The organism is Gordonia heveisoli (genome assembly GCF_030315745.1).
Classification (GTDB): Bacteria; Actinomycetota; Actinomycetes; order Mycobacteriales; family Mycobacteriaceae; genus Gordonia.
This window is the reverse complement of record NZ_JASXSH010000006.1, coordinates 96,604-110,873: the sequence shown is the minus strand read 5'-3', so window position 1 is coordinate 110,873 and position 14,270 is coordinate 96,604. Positions and strand designations below refer to the sequence as shown.

13 protein-coding genes are annotated in these 14,270 nt (G+C 66.8%); 4 read left to right on the top strand and 9 right to left on the bottom strand.

All coding sequences use genetic code 11. The annotated features are described in order from the left end of the window. Positions 1 to 406: 406 nt before the first annotated feature. The 5 genes from atzF to QSJ18_RS07330 are packed head-to-tail and all read right to left on the bottom strand — an operon-like array spanning position 407 to position 7,321. Positions 407 to 2,062: an allophanate hydrolase gene (gene atzF, locus QSJ18_RS07350; RefSeq protein WP_286325684.1), complete on the bottom strand. Its 1,656-nt coding sequence runs from the start codon at positions 2,060 to 2,062 to the stop codon at positions 407 to 409. After that, positions 2,059 to 4,107, bottom strand: a complete 2,049-nt coding sequence (locus tag QSJ18_RS07345) for a 5-oxoprolinase/urea amidolyase family protein (protein WP_286325683.1) — start codon at positions 4,105 to 4,107, stop codon at positions 2,059 to 2,061. Before QSJ18_RS07345 ends, atzF begins: the two co-directional genes overlap by 4 nt. A 45-nt stretch (positions 4,108 to 4,152) precedes the next feature. After that, positions 4,153 to 4,809 carry an urea amidolyase associated protein UAAP2 gene (locus QSJ18_RS07340; protein ID WP_286325682.1) on the bottom strand — a complete coding sequence of 219 codons (657 nt, stop codon included), beginning with the start codon at positions 4,807 to 4,809 and terminating at the stop codon, positions 4,153 to 4,155. Between the two features lie 41 nt (positions 4,810 to 4,850). Next, positions 4,851 to 5,702 carry an urea amidolyase associated protein UAAP1 gene (locus QSJ18_RS07335; RefSeq protein WP_286325681.1) on the bottom strand — a complete coding sequence of 284 codons (852 nt, stop codon included), beginning with the start codon at positions 5,700 to 5,702 and terminating at the stop codon, positions 4,851 to 4,853. 47 nt (positions 5,703 to 5,749) lie between these two features. Next, positions 5,750 to 7,321 carry an amino acid permease gene (locus tag QSJ18_RS07330; protein ID WP_286325679.1) on the bottom strand — a complete coding sequence of 524 codons (1,572 nt, stop codon included), beginning with the start codon at positions 7,319 to 7,321 and terminating at the stop codon, positions 5,750 to 5,752. 276 nt (positions 7,322 to 7,597) lie between these two features. Here QSJ18_RS07330 and QSJ18_RS07325 point away from each other — a divergent pair, with 276 nt between their 5' ends. Then, on the top strand, positions 7,598 to 8,239 hold the full coding sequence (locus QSJ18_RS07325) for a TetR/AcrR family transcriptional regulator (protein ID WP_286325678.1): 642 nt from the start codon (positions 7,598 to 7,600) through the stop codon (positions 8,237 to 8,239). 8 nt (positions 8,240 to 8,247) lie between these two features. On the opposite strand, the gene QSJ18_RS07320 is transcribed toward QSJ18_RS07325, so the two are convergent. Continuing rightward, the gene (locus QSJ18_RS07320; RefSeq protein WP_286325677.1) at positions 8,248 to 8,733 is read right to left on the bottom strand and encodes a DUF4188 domain-containing protein; all 486 of its coding nucleotides are present in this window, start codon (positions 8,731 to 8,733) and stop codon (positions 8,248 to 8,250) included. A 63-nt stretch (positions 8,734 to 8,796) separates the two neighbouring features. On the opposite strand from QSJ18_RS07320, the gene QSJ18_RS07315 reads away from it, so the two are divergent. Next, complete coding sequence (locus tag QSJ18_RS07315; protein WP_462476007.1) at positions 8,797 to 9,381, top strand: TetR-like C-terminal domain-containing protein; 585 nt, start codon at positions 8,797 to 8,799, stop codon at positions 9,379 to 9,381. Positions 9,382 to 9,390: 9 nt separating this feature from the next. Beyond that, positions 9,391 to 9,894, top strand: a complete 504-nt coding sequence (locus QSJ18_RS07310) for a MarR family winged helix-turn-helix transcriptional regulator (RefSeq protein ID WP_286325676.1) — start codon at positions 9,391 to 9,393, stop codon at positions 9,892 to 9,894. Positions 9,895 to 9,967: 73 nt separating this feature from the next. On the opposite strand, the gene mmsB is transcribed toward QSJ18_RS07310, so the two are convergent. From mmsB to QSJ18_RS07295, 3 genes are read right to left on the bottom strand one after another with little or no spacing between them, the layout of a single operon-like run. Then, complete coding sequence (gene mmsB / locus QSJ18_RS07305) at positions 9,968 to 10,837, bottom strand: 3-hydroxyisobutyrate dehydrogenase (RefSeq protein ID WP_286325675.1); 870 nt, start codon at positions 10,835 to 10,837, stop codon at positions 9,968 to 9,970. Between the two features lie 42 nt (positions 10,838 to 10,879). Further along, positions 10,880 to 12,052 carry an acyl-CoA dehydrogenase family protein gene (locus tag QSJ18_RS07300; protein ID WP_286325674.1) on the bottom strand — a complete coding sequence of 391 codons (1,173 nt, stop codon included), beginning with the start codon at positions 12,050 to 12,052 and terminating at the stop codon, positions 10,880 to 10,882. 19 nt (positions 12,053 to 12,071) lie between these two features. Continuing rightward, the gene (locus tag QSJ18_RS07295) at positions 12,072 to 13,607 is read right to left on the bottom strand and encodes a CoA-acylating methylmalonate-semialdehyde dehydrogenase (RefSeq protein ID WP_286325673.1); all 1,536 of its coding nucleotides are present in this window, start codon (positions 13,605 to 13,607) and stop codon (positions 12,072 to 12,074) included. A gap of 195 nt (positions 13,608 to 13,802) precedes the next feature. On the opposite strand from QSJ18_RS07295, the gene QSJ18_RS07290 reads away from it, so the two are divergent. After that, positions 13,803 to 14,270 carry a flavodoxin domain-containing protein gene (locus QSJ18_RS07290; protein WP_286325672.1) on the top strand — a complete coding sequence of 156 codons (468 nt, stop codon included), beginning with the start codon at positions 13,803 to 13,805 and terminating at the stop codon, positions 14,268 to 14,270.

The window sequence follows — 14,270 nt, the reverse complement described above, 5'->3', positions numbered from 1 at the left end:
GCAACCTTAACGACCGCTAGTTAAGCATCGCGGATCGAAAATTGCATACACGTTGAGGAAAGCCGGGAGCCGGTGCGACGTGCACGAATGCTGGTCAACTGAACCACTTACCGCCAAGTAGGAGGTCGGTCGAATTATCAACTGCGGCTTAACAACCCACCCGAAAGATTTGATTAGCTCACCGAAGCATATCGATTGTGCTGCGTGTTTTGCCGCCCGCGGACCCCAACGGGCACACCCGCGCCACCACCGATGCCGCCTCCGGAAGCCATGTCGCGACCCGCCCATCCGGCGGGTCCAGACCTGTGTTCACGTCGAAAGCGATCCGACGCCGGGCCCCGCAATCACCGCAGCTGCCTGTCCACATCGTGGGATATGTCCGACCTCATGCACCGAGGCCGACCGGCTACCAGCGGTCGCGGTCGAGCTGTTCTCCCGCTTCGCCCGCATCGGCCGCACAGCCGAATCCGGTCACCCACCGGCCGTCGGAGAGTTCGACGCGGCCCAGCATCATCGGGGCAGGCAATGCCGCGAGGAAGGCACCGAGCGCGGCCGGTGACAGCCGCCAGAGCTCCCCGGCGATAGCACGTCCGGCATCGGGATCTCGGATCAGACCGGGTTTGGGTGGGACCGTGTCCAGGGCGACGAGCCGGTAGGCCTGCGCGGTCCGGATCTCGCCGGACCAACGCGCGCCACGGTCGGCCAGTTCATGGGTCAGCGGACCGCCCCGCATATGGGCGCCGAAGACCGCCAGGTCGACCGTCGGCGCCACCGACTCCACCCACGTCGACGACGATTCGGTTGCGGAGGTCCCCAAGAACCGGCGCCCGAGGTCGATGAGCACCGCGTCGGTATGCGCCCGGCCGACCAGCGTGATGCCGAAGGTCGCCCGGGTGCCGTCCCCCTCGTCGATCTCACCGGCAGGCAATGCCAGCCCGCACAGGTCGAAGAGATTGCAGAAATTGGTGTACGTCCCCATCCGTGAGTTCACCGCCACCGGGTCGGCCTGCACCTGCGCGATGGTCGGGTGCGCCGGGGCGGTGGGCAGCAGCAGGGCGGCGGCCTCGCCCCACTCACCCATCGCCTGGGCACGCAGGTCGGCCAGCCGGCGCCGGGCACGCAGCAGGTCGAGCGCACCGAACCGGTCGGCCGCCGAGATGATGCCCGCGACAGTCGGGTCCAGGCCCGCGGATTCGTCTGCGTCCGCGATGAAGTCGCCGACGGCGTCGGCACGTTCGGCGACCAGCGCATCGTCGTACAGCAGTTTGGCGGCAGCCAGGAACGGACTCAGATCGATGGTCTTGATGATCGCGCCCGCGGCTTCGGCACGCGACACCGCGTCGGCGAATGCGGCCCGCCAGTCGACGTCGAGCTCCGGTAGTTCGGCGGGTACCGCGATCACCGGCCGCTCCCCGGCCGCGAGCGCTACGTCGGTGGCGAATGGCCGCGGCCCCGGCGCGGTCGCCATCACGCCCATTGCCCGGTCCGCCACGTCCAGGTCGGCGGCCATGATGGTGACGGTGTCATAGCTGGCACAGGCAGGGACGACCCCGTCGGTGGAGATGGCGCCGACGGTCGGCTTGACCCCGACGATCCCTTGCAGCGCAGCGGGTATCCGGCCGGAGCCTGCGGTATCGGTGCCGATCGCGATGTCGGCGAAACCCAGGTCGACGGCGACCGCCGATCCCGAACTCGATCCGCCGGAGATCCGGTCGGGTCGTCGCGAGTTCCGCACCACCCCATAGGGACTGCGCGTGCCGACGAGACCGGTGGCGAACTGGTCGAGATTGGTCTTGCCAATCACCACCGCACCTGCGGCGACCAGAACCCGCACCGCCGCGGCGTCGGTATCGGGCGTGTAGGCGAAGCCGGGACAGGCGGCCGTCGTCGGCAGCCCGGCGACGTCGACGTTGTCCTTGACGGCGAGCAGCATCCCGGCGAGCACTCCCCCAGCGGCCAGCGATCGGGCATACTCCTCGGCGACCTCGGCTTGTGGCCGGATGGTGATGAACACCTCCGGTCGCTCGGTCAGGCGGGCGTAGATGTCGTCGATGCGGGTCATGCGACCTTCCCTTCGGTGTCGTCGGTCAGCGCACTGGATTGGTCAGCCGAACCTGTTGGGCTATTGGCGAATTCGCCGCGCATCGCCCAACGTCGGCGTTCTTCGGCCCGCGCGATCTCCATGGCCGACCGGGTCGCGGAGATGTCGTCGGCGTTGGCGTCGAGGAATCGCTGGTGGTCGGCGAGGGAGAAGGTGCCCTCGGTGATGCGCGTCGAGTCACCACGACCGGCCGCGACATCCGCACGCATGTCGAGCAGTTCGTCGGCCTCCACCGGATACCACCTGATCTGGTCGAAAAAGCGCAGCAGCCAAGGATGTTCGGGATCGAAACCGGGCGCGGGCAGCGGATGCCGATGATTCCACACCTGTGTCGTCCGGCCGACGAACTGGTATCCGCCCGGCCCCTCCATACCGTAGATGCACATGTACGCGCCGCCGATCCCCACCGCGTTCTCCGGGGTCCAGGTGCGGGCCGGGTTGTACTTGGTGGTGACCAGCCGATGCCGCGGGTCGAGCGGAACCGCCACCGGCGCACCGAGGTACACGTCGCCCAGACCCAGCACCAGGTAGCTCGCGTCGAAGACGGTGCGGTAGACGTCGTCGACCGAGTTCAGGCCGTTCATCCGCCGGATGAACTCGATGTTCCACGGGCACCACGGCGCATCCGACCGCACCCCGAGCATGTAGCGTTCGATGGCCTCGCGGGTCGAGGGATCGTCCCACGACAACGGCAGGTGAACGGTGCGACTGGGGACCACGAGGTCCTCGGCGGCTGGCAGCTGACTCTCACACTCGGTCAGCCACTCCAGCAACTGCGTCTGGTTCATCACGTCCGGATCGACCTTGACCTGCAAGGACCGGATCCCCGGGGTGAGATCGACCAGACCGCGCGGCCGCTCGCCGTCGATGCGTTCGCCGAGCGCATGCACCCGCGCCCGCAGCGCCAGATCGAGGCGCATGTCACCGTATTCGACGAGGATGTTGTCGTCACCACTGCGCCGATAGGTCACCGCGGTGGTGCCGTCTGCGGTGGTCGTGGTGGCAAGAATGCCGTTGTCGTCGTCACCGCCGGTGGACAGCACGTGGCCGAAGCTGGCCCGCCGCGCCAGGCCGAGCTCCGACGGTGACGCCGTCTGGGTGGCGCGCACCGGGACGAAGCGGATCGTGTCACCGGGCTTGAGCTGCCCCAACTTCCACCGCTGGGCGCTCACCACGGTCACCGGGCAGACGAATCCGCCCAGGCTCGGACCGTCGGGACCGAGGAGGATGGGCGTGTCGCCGGTGAAGTCCAATGCCCCGACCGAATACGCGTTGTCGTGGATGTTGGACGGGTGAAGTCCGGCCTCCCCGCCATCGGTGCGCGCCCATCGCGGCTGCGGGCCGACGAGCCGAACCCCGGTGCGGTCGGAGTTGAAATGCACTTCGTAATCGGCCTCGAATAGGTCGGCGATGTCCTCCTCGGTGAAGAACTCCGGGGCACCGTGCGGCCCCACCGTGACCGCCAGCTGCCACGCGTTGGTCAGTGCGGGCTGTTCCTCGGTGAGGATCCGCCGCGCCGGACCGGTGACCGATCCGGCGGTCGTCAGCTCGTCCCCGTCGGCGAGGGCACGCCCGTCGCGGCCGCCGAACCGACCCATTGTGAAGGTCGCCCGGCTACCCAGGTAGTCGGGGGCGTCGATGCCACCGGCCACCGCGACGTACACACGCATCCCCAACGTCCCGACGAACCCGATGTCGAGGGTCTCCCCGGCGTTCACCGTGACCGGAACCCACTGCGGCACCACCTTTCCGGCCACCCGGACGGTGACCGGGGCACCGGTCACCGCGACGACGGCCGGTTCGGCGAAGCTCAATGCCGGGCCGGCCAGGGTGATCTCCAGACCGGCCGCGTCGTCGGGGTTACCCACCGCGGCGTTGGCGAGCCGGAACGAGAGGTCGTCCATGGGTCCCGACGGTGGGACGCCGATCTTCCAGTAGCCGACGCGACCGGGCCAGTCCTGGATGGTGGTCATCGGACCGGATCGGAGCACGGAGATGGTGGCCATGGTGGTGGTCTCCTCGATGGTGGTGAGCGGCGAGACGGGTGGGGATCAGGCGGGGCGGGTCACGATGACGCGCACGGCCGTCGGGTCGAATCCGTTGCACGGGTTGTTGATCTGCGGGCAGTTGGAGATCAACACCAGGGTGTCGACCTCGGCGCGCAACGCCAGACGCTTTCCGGGCGCCGACAATCCGTCGACGATCCCGAGCGCGCCGTCGGGATCGACCGGGACGTTCATGAAGAAGTTGACGTTGCCGACCAGATCGGCCTTACCCAGCCCGTGTCGGCTGCCCTCGATGAGAAAGTTCTCCACGCAGGCATGCTGATGTTTCGTGTGATGGCCGTAGCGCAGTGTGTTGGATTCCTGCGAGCAGGCGCCGCCGACGGTGTCGTGGTTGCCGACCTCGTCGGCGACGATCGTCATCAGCGGGTTGGATTCCTGGTCGCGGATAACGGTGCCGGTGGTCAGGAAGATGTTGCCCTGCGCGGCGATCGTGGTCTGCGCCGAGTAACGAAGACGGTGATCGTGAGCGCCGTAGAACAGCGTGTCGACGGCTTGATTGCCGTACAGGTCGACGATGGTCAGGACGTCACCTGCGGCGACGACCCCCGACCAGGGGCCACGGTCGCCGACTTCGGCGTCGTAGACGACGGTGCCGGGCACGAGTGCGAGTTCGCCGGCCGGAGTAGCGGTGCGTGTGGTCATGGTGAATCTCCTTGGGATACGCAGATGGTCGGGTCGGCCGGTCACAGACGGGCTGCGGCCCAGACGTCCTCGGAGTTGGCGACGGCGCGCTGATACTCCGGATCGGCGTCGGCGACGCCGGCCAGCAGTGCATCGAGGTCGTTCTTCGCCTGCCAGGCAAGGACTTCGATGGAGGTGGTGTCGAAGGTCGGTGACGGGTCGAGCGGATGCGCGGTGTTGGCGATGGCGACGATGCACGGCAGATGCAGGAGCAGATCGACACTCTTCCCCGCACCGGCAGTGCCGATCGAGTTCAGCGAACCGTCGTCGGCGACCCGTACCCCGTGGAAGAAGGAGAGCGACGGGGCGACGTCGGTCGGGGTCAGACCGTGTTTGGCGGCGGCCAGCGTGAGCAGCTCACGTCCCGCGGGACTGGCGGAATGAACGTGTCCGTCACCATATTTCGCCGTATTGGCGGCGAGAGTGGTGGTACCGCACAGCGCGTCGTGGCGGGTCGAGTCGTCGGCGACCACGGTCGCCAACACCCGGCCCTGATCCGACAGCAGCGGATGTCCGGTCCCCACATACGCCTGCCACGGCACCTTCACCGTGTCGGCGACGTTGAGTCGCTCCCACGGGGCGTCGGCGCGCCACAGCAGTAGGTGGGCACAGGCCGCACCTGCCACGTCATGCAACCGAATCCGGGTACCGCGGGCGAGGACCTTGGCGGTGTAGCGCCCACCGGGGACGGTCTCGGCCCAGGTCAGCGTTGCCGGATCGACGCCTGCGGGCGGAGTCGGCCAGTTCGACGCGGGGACGACCGGCATCGAGTCGGTGATCGCCCTGGCCTGCGATCGGGCGTGGTCGCGAGCGCCCGCAGTGGTGCCCGTACTTGCTTCGACGGTGGTGCTCATCGTGAAACTCCTTGAGGTGGGGGTGGTTCGGTGCCGACGGTCGGCGGTCATTCGCCGACGGTGACCGGCTTCGGATGCTCTTTGCCGCGGGGGAAGCAGATGATGCCGACGACCACGGTCGCGACGATGCAGATCGGTCCGGCCCAGCGCAGGATCGGCATCTCACCCGCGGGGTCGAAGACCTCGGCGCGCGGCCAGGACAGATTGACGACCATCAGCGCGCCGTAGATCACCGCGAGCAGGTTGACGATGAATCCGAAGCGACCCAGCGAGAAGAGCTTGCGGCCCTCGGCGTCGGTGGTCACCGCGTTCGCCGCGCCCCGCGGCCAGCCCTGCAGGCGGCGGTAGAGCATCGGTCCGGTGACCGCCAGGTAGGCGAGATAGATCAGGATGATGCAGACGCTGGCCAGGGTTGCGAAGATCGCCGAGTTGCCGACGTTGACCACCAGGATGGCGATGCAGAGCACACCGATCAGGATGGCCGGCGCGATCGGTGTTCCGGTGCGGGAGTTGACATGTGCAAGCGTCTTGGAGAACGGCAGGCGGCCGTCGCGCGCCATCGAGAACATCAGCCGCGAGCAGGCGGTCTGGATCGCGAGCGTGCAGATGAGGATCGCCACCGCGACGTCGCAGAGCAGCACCTTGCCCCAGAAGCTGCCCAGCACCGAGTCGAGCACGTAGGGCAGACCGCCGGTCGCGAGCTGTTCATCCAGCGTCGGGGCCGCCATCAACGCGCCGAGCAGCATGAGACCACCGCCGATCGCCGAGACGGTCAGTGCCAGGCGGATGGTGCGCGGGGCGACGCGACGCGGATTGCGGGTCTCCTCGGCGAGTTCGCCTGCCGAACCGAAGCCGACCATCACATAGGCGGCCATCAGGCCCGAGACGATGAAAGCCCAGATGTAGCCCGGCTGCTGCCCGGGGATTCCGGTGTCGAAGACGACGTCGGGACCTCGCTTGGCGTGGGTGAACAGGGCCAGCACCACCGCGACGACGCCGACGAGTTCGCAGCAGACGCCGATGTTGTTGACGCGGCTCATCCATGACACCCCGACACAGTTGATGGCGGTCACCACGACGAGCAGGATCGAGCCGAGCAGCACCGCGTTGGCGGCACCGCTGGTGGAGGTCAGGGTCGGATCGTCGCCGATGATCTGGAAGCCCGACCACACCGACGGCAGCACGACCTGCAGTGCAATGGCCGCCGCGGCGGCGGTCACGATCTGGGCGATCATCATGAACCAGCCGCCGAACCAGCCGATGACCTCACCGCCGAGACGTCGTGACCACTGGTAGATAGCACCCGAGATCGGGTAGCGCGCGGCGATCTCGGCGAAACACAATGCAACCAGAAACTGGCCTGCGTAGACGATGGGCCAGGTCCAGAAGAAGGCCGGACCGCCGAAGCCGAAACCCAGACCGAAGAGCTGGAAGATCGTCGTCAGGATCGAGACGAAGGAGAAGCCGGCCGCGAAGGAGGCGAACTTGCCCAGCGATCGGTGTAACTGCTGGTCGTAGCCGAAGGCGGAGAGGTCGTCGGCGTCATGTCCGGTGGTCGGTGTCGGCTCGTCGGTGGATGCGGCCGGGCTCGTCGCGGGACGAGAATCGGTTGAGGTCATCGTTGGTGATTCCTAACTCGGTGGGGGCTCCCCGTTGAGCGGTTTACCTGTCGCTCGATAGATAACCGTCTCGCGATTTCTGTCGAATGACAGATTTGTTTCCGGACCGCAAACGCGTGCTACGGCTGTGTTACCGAAGGCTGGTCGGGGGCCGTCGCCGTCGATCACCCCCTTGTCAGGGCGGTCGCGAGGAGTGTTGCCACACAACAACTATCCGCAATCGGGGATACACTCGCAGCACACCACTCAGCAGAACTTCGATGAAGAAGGACTCGCATGACCACCCGATCCGGCGCCCGCCGGGCCCCCTCCGGCCCCGGGCGGCCACGCCTCGTCAAACCCAAACGCGATGCCGCCAGCGCCCGCGACGAGATCCTCGACGCCGCCGCCGAACTATTCACCCGGCAGGGTTTCACCGCCACCTCTACGCGCACCATCGCCGATGCGGTGGGCATCCGGCAGGCGTCGATCTACCACTACTTCGCCACCAAGGACGACATCCTCGTCGCACTCCTGGATACGACCGTCGCCGCCCCGCTCGACTTGGCGCGTAGCCTGCTCGCCGACGACCGGCCCGCACGCGACCGGCTCCTCGATCTCGCCCGATCAGATGTCACCCAACTCGCTGAGAGCCAATGGAACCTCGGCGCGCTTTACCTCCTACCCGAGGTCCACCAGGAGTCCTTCGCCGAATTCCGCACGGCACGAATCGAATTGGCAGAGATCTACGCATCCCTGGCGGCTGCCGCACTCGGCGATCCCGACGACAAGCGCAAGCTGTTGCCGTTCCGGCTCGTCGAATCGGCGATCATGATGCGCGGCGACGAGCAACGCGGCGAACTCACCGAGCACACCGCAGGCGACCTGGTCGACACGATCGTCGGGGCCATCGACAGCCTCCTGCGCGACAACCGCTGACCACCGGATCAGCGCGCTTCGGCCGCCGACGCCCGCAGCCGGGTCCCCGCCGTCTGAGTGCCTGCGCCGACCAGCCGCCATCCGACCGCCTCGGTCAGTCCCCACGGTGACATCCCGCTACTGACACTCTCGTGCTCGCCGATGACATAGGTCTCGTGCCAGATGCCCACGGATCCGGTTCCGGCGTACCGACCGGTGAATCTGCGCCACACCGCGAGATGCGGGGCGTCGCCGGCTGCGGCGAATCGTTGGATGTCGTCGGCGGACCGCCAGTAGGACACCAGCATCAGCGAGCGACCGACGTACAGGTGACCGGAGAGCATGCCCGCATCCGGATGCCTGTGGAGATGCCAGAGCATCCGGGGCATCGCCAGGAATACGGCCAGCCAGGCCCCCAACCGCCACGGCCGGGTGACGCGCATCCCGATGAGGAACATCGCGGTGCCCGGCGGTGGCGTCTGATTCGTGAAGCGGGCGGCAATAGCTTTCGACATCGCTGACCTCAGGGTTTGTTTAGTAACGGCGTTACAGAACGATGTTATGAAACAATCGGCGATGTGGCAAGACCCAAGGTGCACAACGACGAGCTCCGCGCCAGGCTGCTCGCCGAAGCGGTGGCGGCCGTCGAGAGCCGGGGCGTCGGGGTGCTGTCGGTCCGGGAGATCGCCCATGCGGCCGCCACATCGACGACCGCCGTGTACTCCCTTTTCGGCAACAAGGAGGGACTGGTCCGCGCGGTCCTCGTGCACGCCTTCGATTCCTTCGCCGCGCAACAGGCCGGCGGGGACGACCTCACCGCGCTCGGCACCGCGTATGTGGCCTGGGCACTGGAACATCCACGTCTCTACGAGCTGATGTTCACCGACGCACTGTCCAACGTCGAACCCACACCCGAATCCCAGGCCGCCGCCGCACGCGCCATCGCCCCGCTGCGCGACGGCGTACGGCAGGCCATCGAGGCCGGATTCTTCCGCCCCGCAGACGTCGACACCGTCGTAGCATCGCTGTGGGCCCAGGTCCACGGTATGGCAATGCTGCTGCTCGCCAACCACTTCCCCACCGGCGCCGACCCGGTCGCCGCCGCGATGGCGGTCATCGACGGCTGGCGCGCCACGCCACCATCGGCCGACCAGTCCGATTAGGGTGATTTCATGGCCGGCCGCAGTATGAGTTTCGACCCCATCGACGAAGCCCGGGACAACTGGTCCCGAGCCGGATGGGGTGATGTCGCCGAGGGCATGGTCGCCGTCACCTCGGTGATGCGAGCACATCAGATCCTGCTCGCCCGGGTCGAAGCGGCATTGCGGCCCTATGATCTGAGCTTCTCGCGCTTCGAACTCCTACGACTACTGGCGTTTTCGCGGCAGGGCGGGCTGCCGATCACCAAGGCCAGCGACCGCCTGCAGGTTCACGTCACCAGCGTCACCCACGCCATTCGGCGTCTCGAGGAGAACGGCCTGGTACGCCGGGTCCCCCACCCCACCGACGGCCGCACGACGCTCGTCGAACTCACCGATCTGGGGCGGTCGACCGTCGAAGACGCCACCACCACCCTCAACAACGAGGTCTTCGCCGACGTCGGGATGAGCGGGGCGCAGATCACCGGTCTCGTAGACGCCATCCAGTCACTGCGCCAGCACGCCGGGGATTTCTGAGGACGAAACCAATCACGGTGGCTCCTCTCCCGGTTTTCGGGAGAAAAGCCACCGTGATCGAGAGAACCGGCGCCTAGTGCAGCGAGGTGATGATCGCGCTGAAGTCCAGGTCGGAATGCTGCTCGGCGAAGCTGCGGTACAGCTGGGCGGCGTGGGTGCCCAGCGGTGCGCGGGCACCGGTGTCGGCGACTGCATCCATCGCCAGACCGAGGTCCTTGTTCATCAGCCCGGTGGCGAAGCCCGGCTTGTAGTCGTTGTTCGCCGGGGAGGTCGGTACCGGGCCGGGGACCGGGCAATTGGTCTGCACGGCCCAGCAATTGCCGGTCGCGCCGGTGATGACGTCGAACAGCGCCTGGTCGGAGAGACCCAGCTTCTCGGCCAGTACGAAGGCCTCGCCGACCGCGATCTGCTGCACGGCGAGCACCATGTTGTTGCAGACCTTCGCGGCCTGCCCGGCACCGGCGGCACCACAGTGGATGATTTTGCCCGCCATCGGTTCCAGCGTTCCGCGCGCCAGCGTGAAGGCTTCATCCTCACCGCCGACCATGAAGGCCAGGGTGCCGGCGGTCGCACCCTTCACCCCGCCGGAGACGGGTGCGTCGATCTGCGCGAACCCCGCTTCGTTGGCCAGCCGATGGATATCGCGGGCATCGGCGACCGAGATCGTGGAGCTGTCGATGAACAGGGCTCCCGTCGGGGTGGCGGGCAGGATGTCGGCGTAGAGACCCTTCACGATCTTGCCGCTGGGCAGCATGGTGATCACGACCTCAGCCGTGGCCACCGCTTCGACCGCGGCCGGAAAGGTGGTGATGCCGTTGGCCTGGGCCGTGGCAACCGCCTCGGGGACCGGGTCGAAGCCGTTCACGGTGTGTCCGGCCTTGACCAGGTTCGCGGCCATCGGACCGCCCATGTTGCCCAGTCCCAGAAAGGCGATCGTCGTCATTGTCGATACTCCTGTTTCTCAGTCTCTAGTTGTTGTGGCGGTTCATGATTCGCGGAAGCGGCTGGCAATGGACCGGCCGAGTACCACGCGCATGATCTCGTTCGTCCCCTCCAGGATGCGGTGCACTCGGAGATCGCGGACGATTTTCTCGATTCCGTACTCGCTCAGATACCCGTAGCCGCCATGCAACTGCAGCGCCTGATCGGCGACGGTGAAACAACTGTCGGTGACGTAGCGTTTGGCCATCGCGCACTGGTCGACCTTGTCGGGTGCATCGTTGTCGAGCGCCGTCGCCGCATATTCGAGCATCAGCTTGCTGGTCTGCAATGCGGTGGCCATTTCGGCCAGTGTGAACCGGATGGTCGGTTCGTCGACCAGGGCGGCCCCGAAGGCACGCCGCGAGGCCACATACTTCGCCGCCTTCTCGAAAGCCGCCTGCGCACCACCCAGCGACGACGCCGCGATGTTCAGCCGCCCGCCGTTGAGCCCGTTCATCGCGATACCGAAGCCGAGGCCCTCCTCGCCGCCCAGCAGCGCCGTGGCCGGCACCCGAACCTCGTCGAGAATGACCTGCGCGGTGGGCTGCGCATGCCAGCCCATCTTGTGCTCCTGCGCCCCGAAACTCAGTCCCGGAAGGTCCTTTTCGACCAGGAAGGTGGAGATACCCTTCGGGCCGGCGCCACCGGTGCGCGCCATGATCACGTACAGATCCGACGATCCCGCACCGGAGATGAACTGTTTGACGCCGGTGAGGACATAGTCGTCGCCGACGCGTTCGGCCCGCGTCGCCAGTGCGGCCGCATCCGAACCGGCGCCCGGCTCGGTGAGGCAATAGCTGGCGATCGTGTCGAAGGCGGCCAGCCGCGGCACCCAGTGCGCCCGCTGCTCGTCGGTGCCGTAGGCGTCGACCATCCAGGCACACATGTTGTGAATGGAGAGGAAGGAGGCGACCGCCGGGTCGGCGTAGGCCAGCTGGGCGAAGATGCGCACCCCGTCCAACCGGCGCAGCCCGCTACCGCCCACATCCTCGGAGCAGTAGATCGCACCCATGCCGAGCTGCGCGGCCTCGCGCAGCTCGGCAACCGGAAAGTGGTTGGACTCATCCCATTCCAGCGCGAAGGGGGCGAGCCGTTTGGCGGCGAAGGCCGCCGCCGTCTCCACGATCACCCGCTCGTCGGCATCCAATCCGGCATCGATACCGGCAAACGTCGTCATGGTGTGTCTCGACCGCCGATCAGTTCATCGTCGGGATGACGAACTCGGCGCCATCCTTGATACCCGACGGCCAGCGCGTGGTGACCGTCTTGGTCTTGGTGTAGAAGTTGATCGACGCCGGACCGTGCTGGTTGAGATCGCCGAAGCCGGACCGCTTCCAGCCACCAAAGGTGTAGTAGGCCACCGGAACCGGGATCGGGACGTTCACGCCGACCATGCCGACCTCGACGCGGGCGGTGAAGTCACGGGCAGCATCGCCGTCCTGGGTGAAGATGGCGACGCCGTTGCCGTACTGGTGATCGGAGGCGAGCGCGAGGGCCTCCTCGTAGTCGTGGGCACGCACGATCTGGAGCACCGGACCGAAGATCTCGTCGATGTAGACGGTCATGTCCTTGGTGACATGGTCGAACAGGGTGGGGCCGAGGTAGAAGCCACCCGAGATGTCCTCGTCGCCGAAGGTCTGCTCGTTGGCGCCACGCTCGCGGCCGTCGATGACCAGCTCGGCACCTTCCTCGACGCCCTTGGCGATGTAGCCACGGACACGATCGAGGGCGGCGGCGGTGACCAGTGGCCCATAGTCGGCCTTCGGGTCCAGGCTGTGGCCGACGCGCAAGGCGTTGACCCGATCGATCAGCTTGGCGCGCAACCGATCCGCGGTCTGCTCGCCGACCGGCACCGCGACGCTGATGGCCATGCAGCGCTCACCGGCGCTGCCGTAGCCCGCGCCGATCAGGGCATCGACGACCTGGTCCAGGTTGGCGTCGGGCATGATGATCATGTGGTTCTTGGCACCACCGAAGCACTGTGCGCGCTTGCTGTTCTTCGCCGAGTTCTCATAGATGTACTGCGCGATGTCGGAGCTGCCGACGAAGCCGAGCGCCTTGACGTCGGGGTGGTCGAGCAGGGCGTCGACCGACTCCTTGTCGCCGTGTACCACCTGGAAGACACCGTCGGGCAGACCCGCCTCGGTGAACAGTTCGGCCAGGCGCACCGGGACGGACGGATCGCGCTCGGACGGCTTGAGGATGAAAGCGTTGCCACAGGCCAGCGCGGGGCCGGCTTTCCACAGCGGGATCATCGCCGGGAAGTTGAACGGGGTGATACCGGCGACGACGCCGAGCGGCTGGCGGATCGAGTGGACATCGATGCCACTACCGGCGCCCTCGGTGAACTCACCCTTGATCAGGTGCGGGATGCCGATCGCGAACTCGATCACCTCCAGGCCACGCTGGATGTCGCCGAGCGCGTCGGGATGGGTCTTGCCGTGCTCCAGCGAGAGCATGGTGGCCAGTTCGTCGGCATTCTTATTGACCAGGTCGACGAAACGCATCAGCACGCGGGCGCGGCGCTGCGGATTCCACGCCGCCCACTCCACCTGCGCGGCCTTGGCCGTCTCGACGGCCGCCGCGACCTCATCGGTCGTGGCCAGCGGCACCCTCGACTGCACAGCACCGGTGCTCGGGTTGAACACGTCGGCGAATCGACCGCCCTCGGCAGGCACGCGCTTGCCGTTGAGGTAGTGCGGGATCGACGGGACGGAAACGTCTGCGGACACGGGAGATCACCTTGCAATCGGATCGGGGACTATGGCTTGTGTCACCCAATAGTAGGACATGCAAGTAATTTTGCAAGGACTTTGTCCCCTGGACCGGATTTGCCCTCGTAGGGCAGGGTGAGGGTACCCTCGCCCCTGATCTCTGACCACTGCATGTTCAGGGCCTTATCACGCTTCATCGAAAGGAGCCCCACCTTGTCGGTCGTTATTCTGTACGGCACTGAAACCGGCACCTCCGAGCTCGTCGCCGACGCGATCGCCGACGTCCTCCCCGCCGACCACGATCCCTCGGTCTACGACATGAGCGAGTTCGCAGTCGAGGACCTCAGCGCCGACGACTTCCTGATCGTCGTCTGTGCAACCTACGGTGAAGGCGAATTGCCGACCGGTGCTGCGCCTTTCGCGGAAGAACTCGACAGCGTGGAGCCCGATCTCGACGGCCTGCGGTTCGCCGTCTTCGGACTCGGCGACACCGTCTACGACGACACCTTCAACCGTGGCGGTGAGATCATCGCCGAAATGCTGACCAAGCGCGGCGCGGTTCAGGTCGGCGAACACGGCCGCCACGACGGCTCGTCGAGCATCAAGCCGACGGCGCAGGCCGAAGAATGGGCGGGCACCGTCGTCGCCGTCATCGAGGCCGAACAGGTCGCCGCGGGCTGA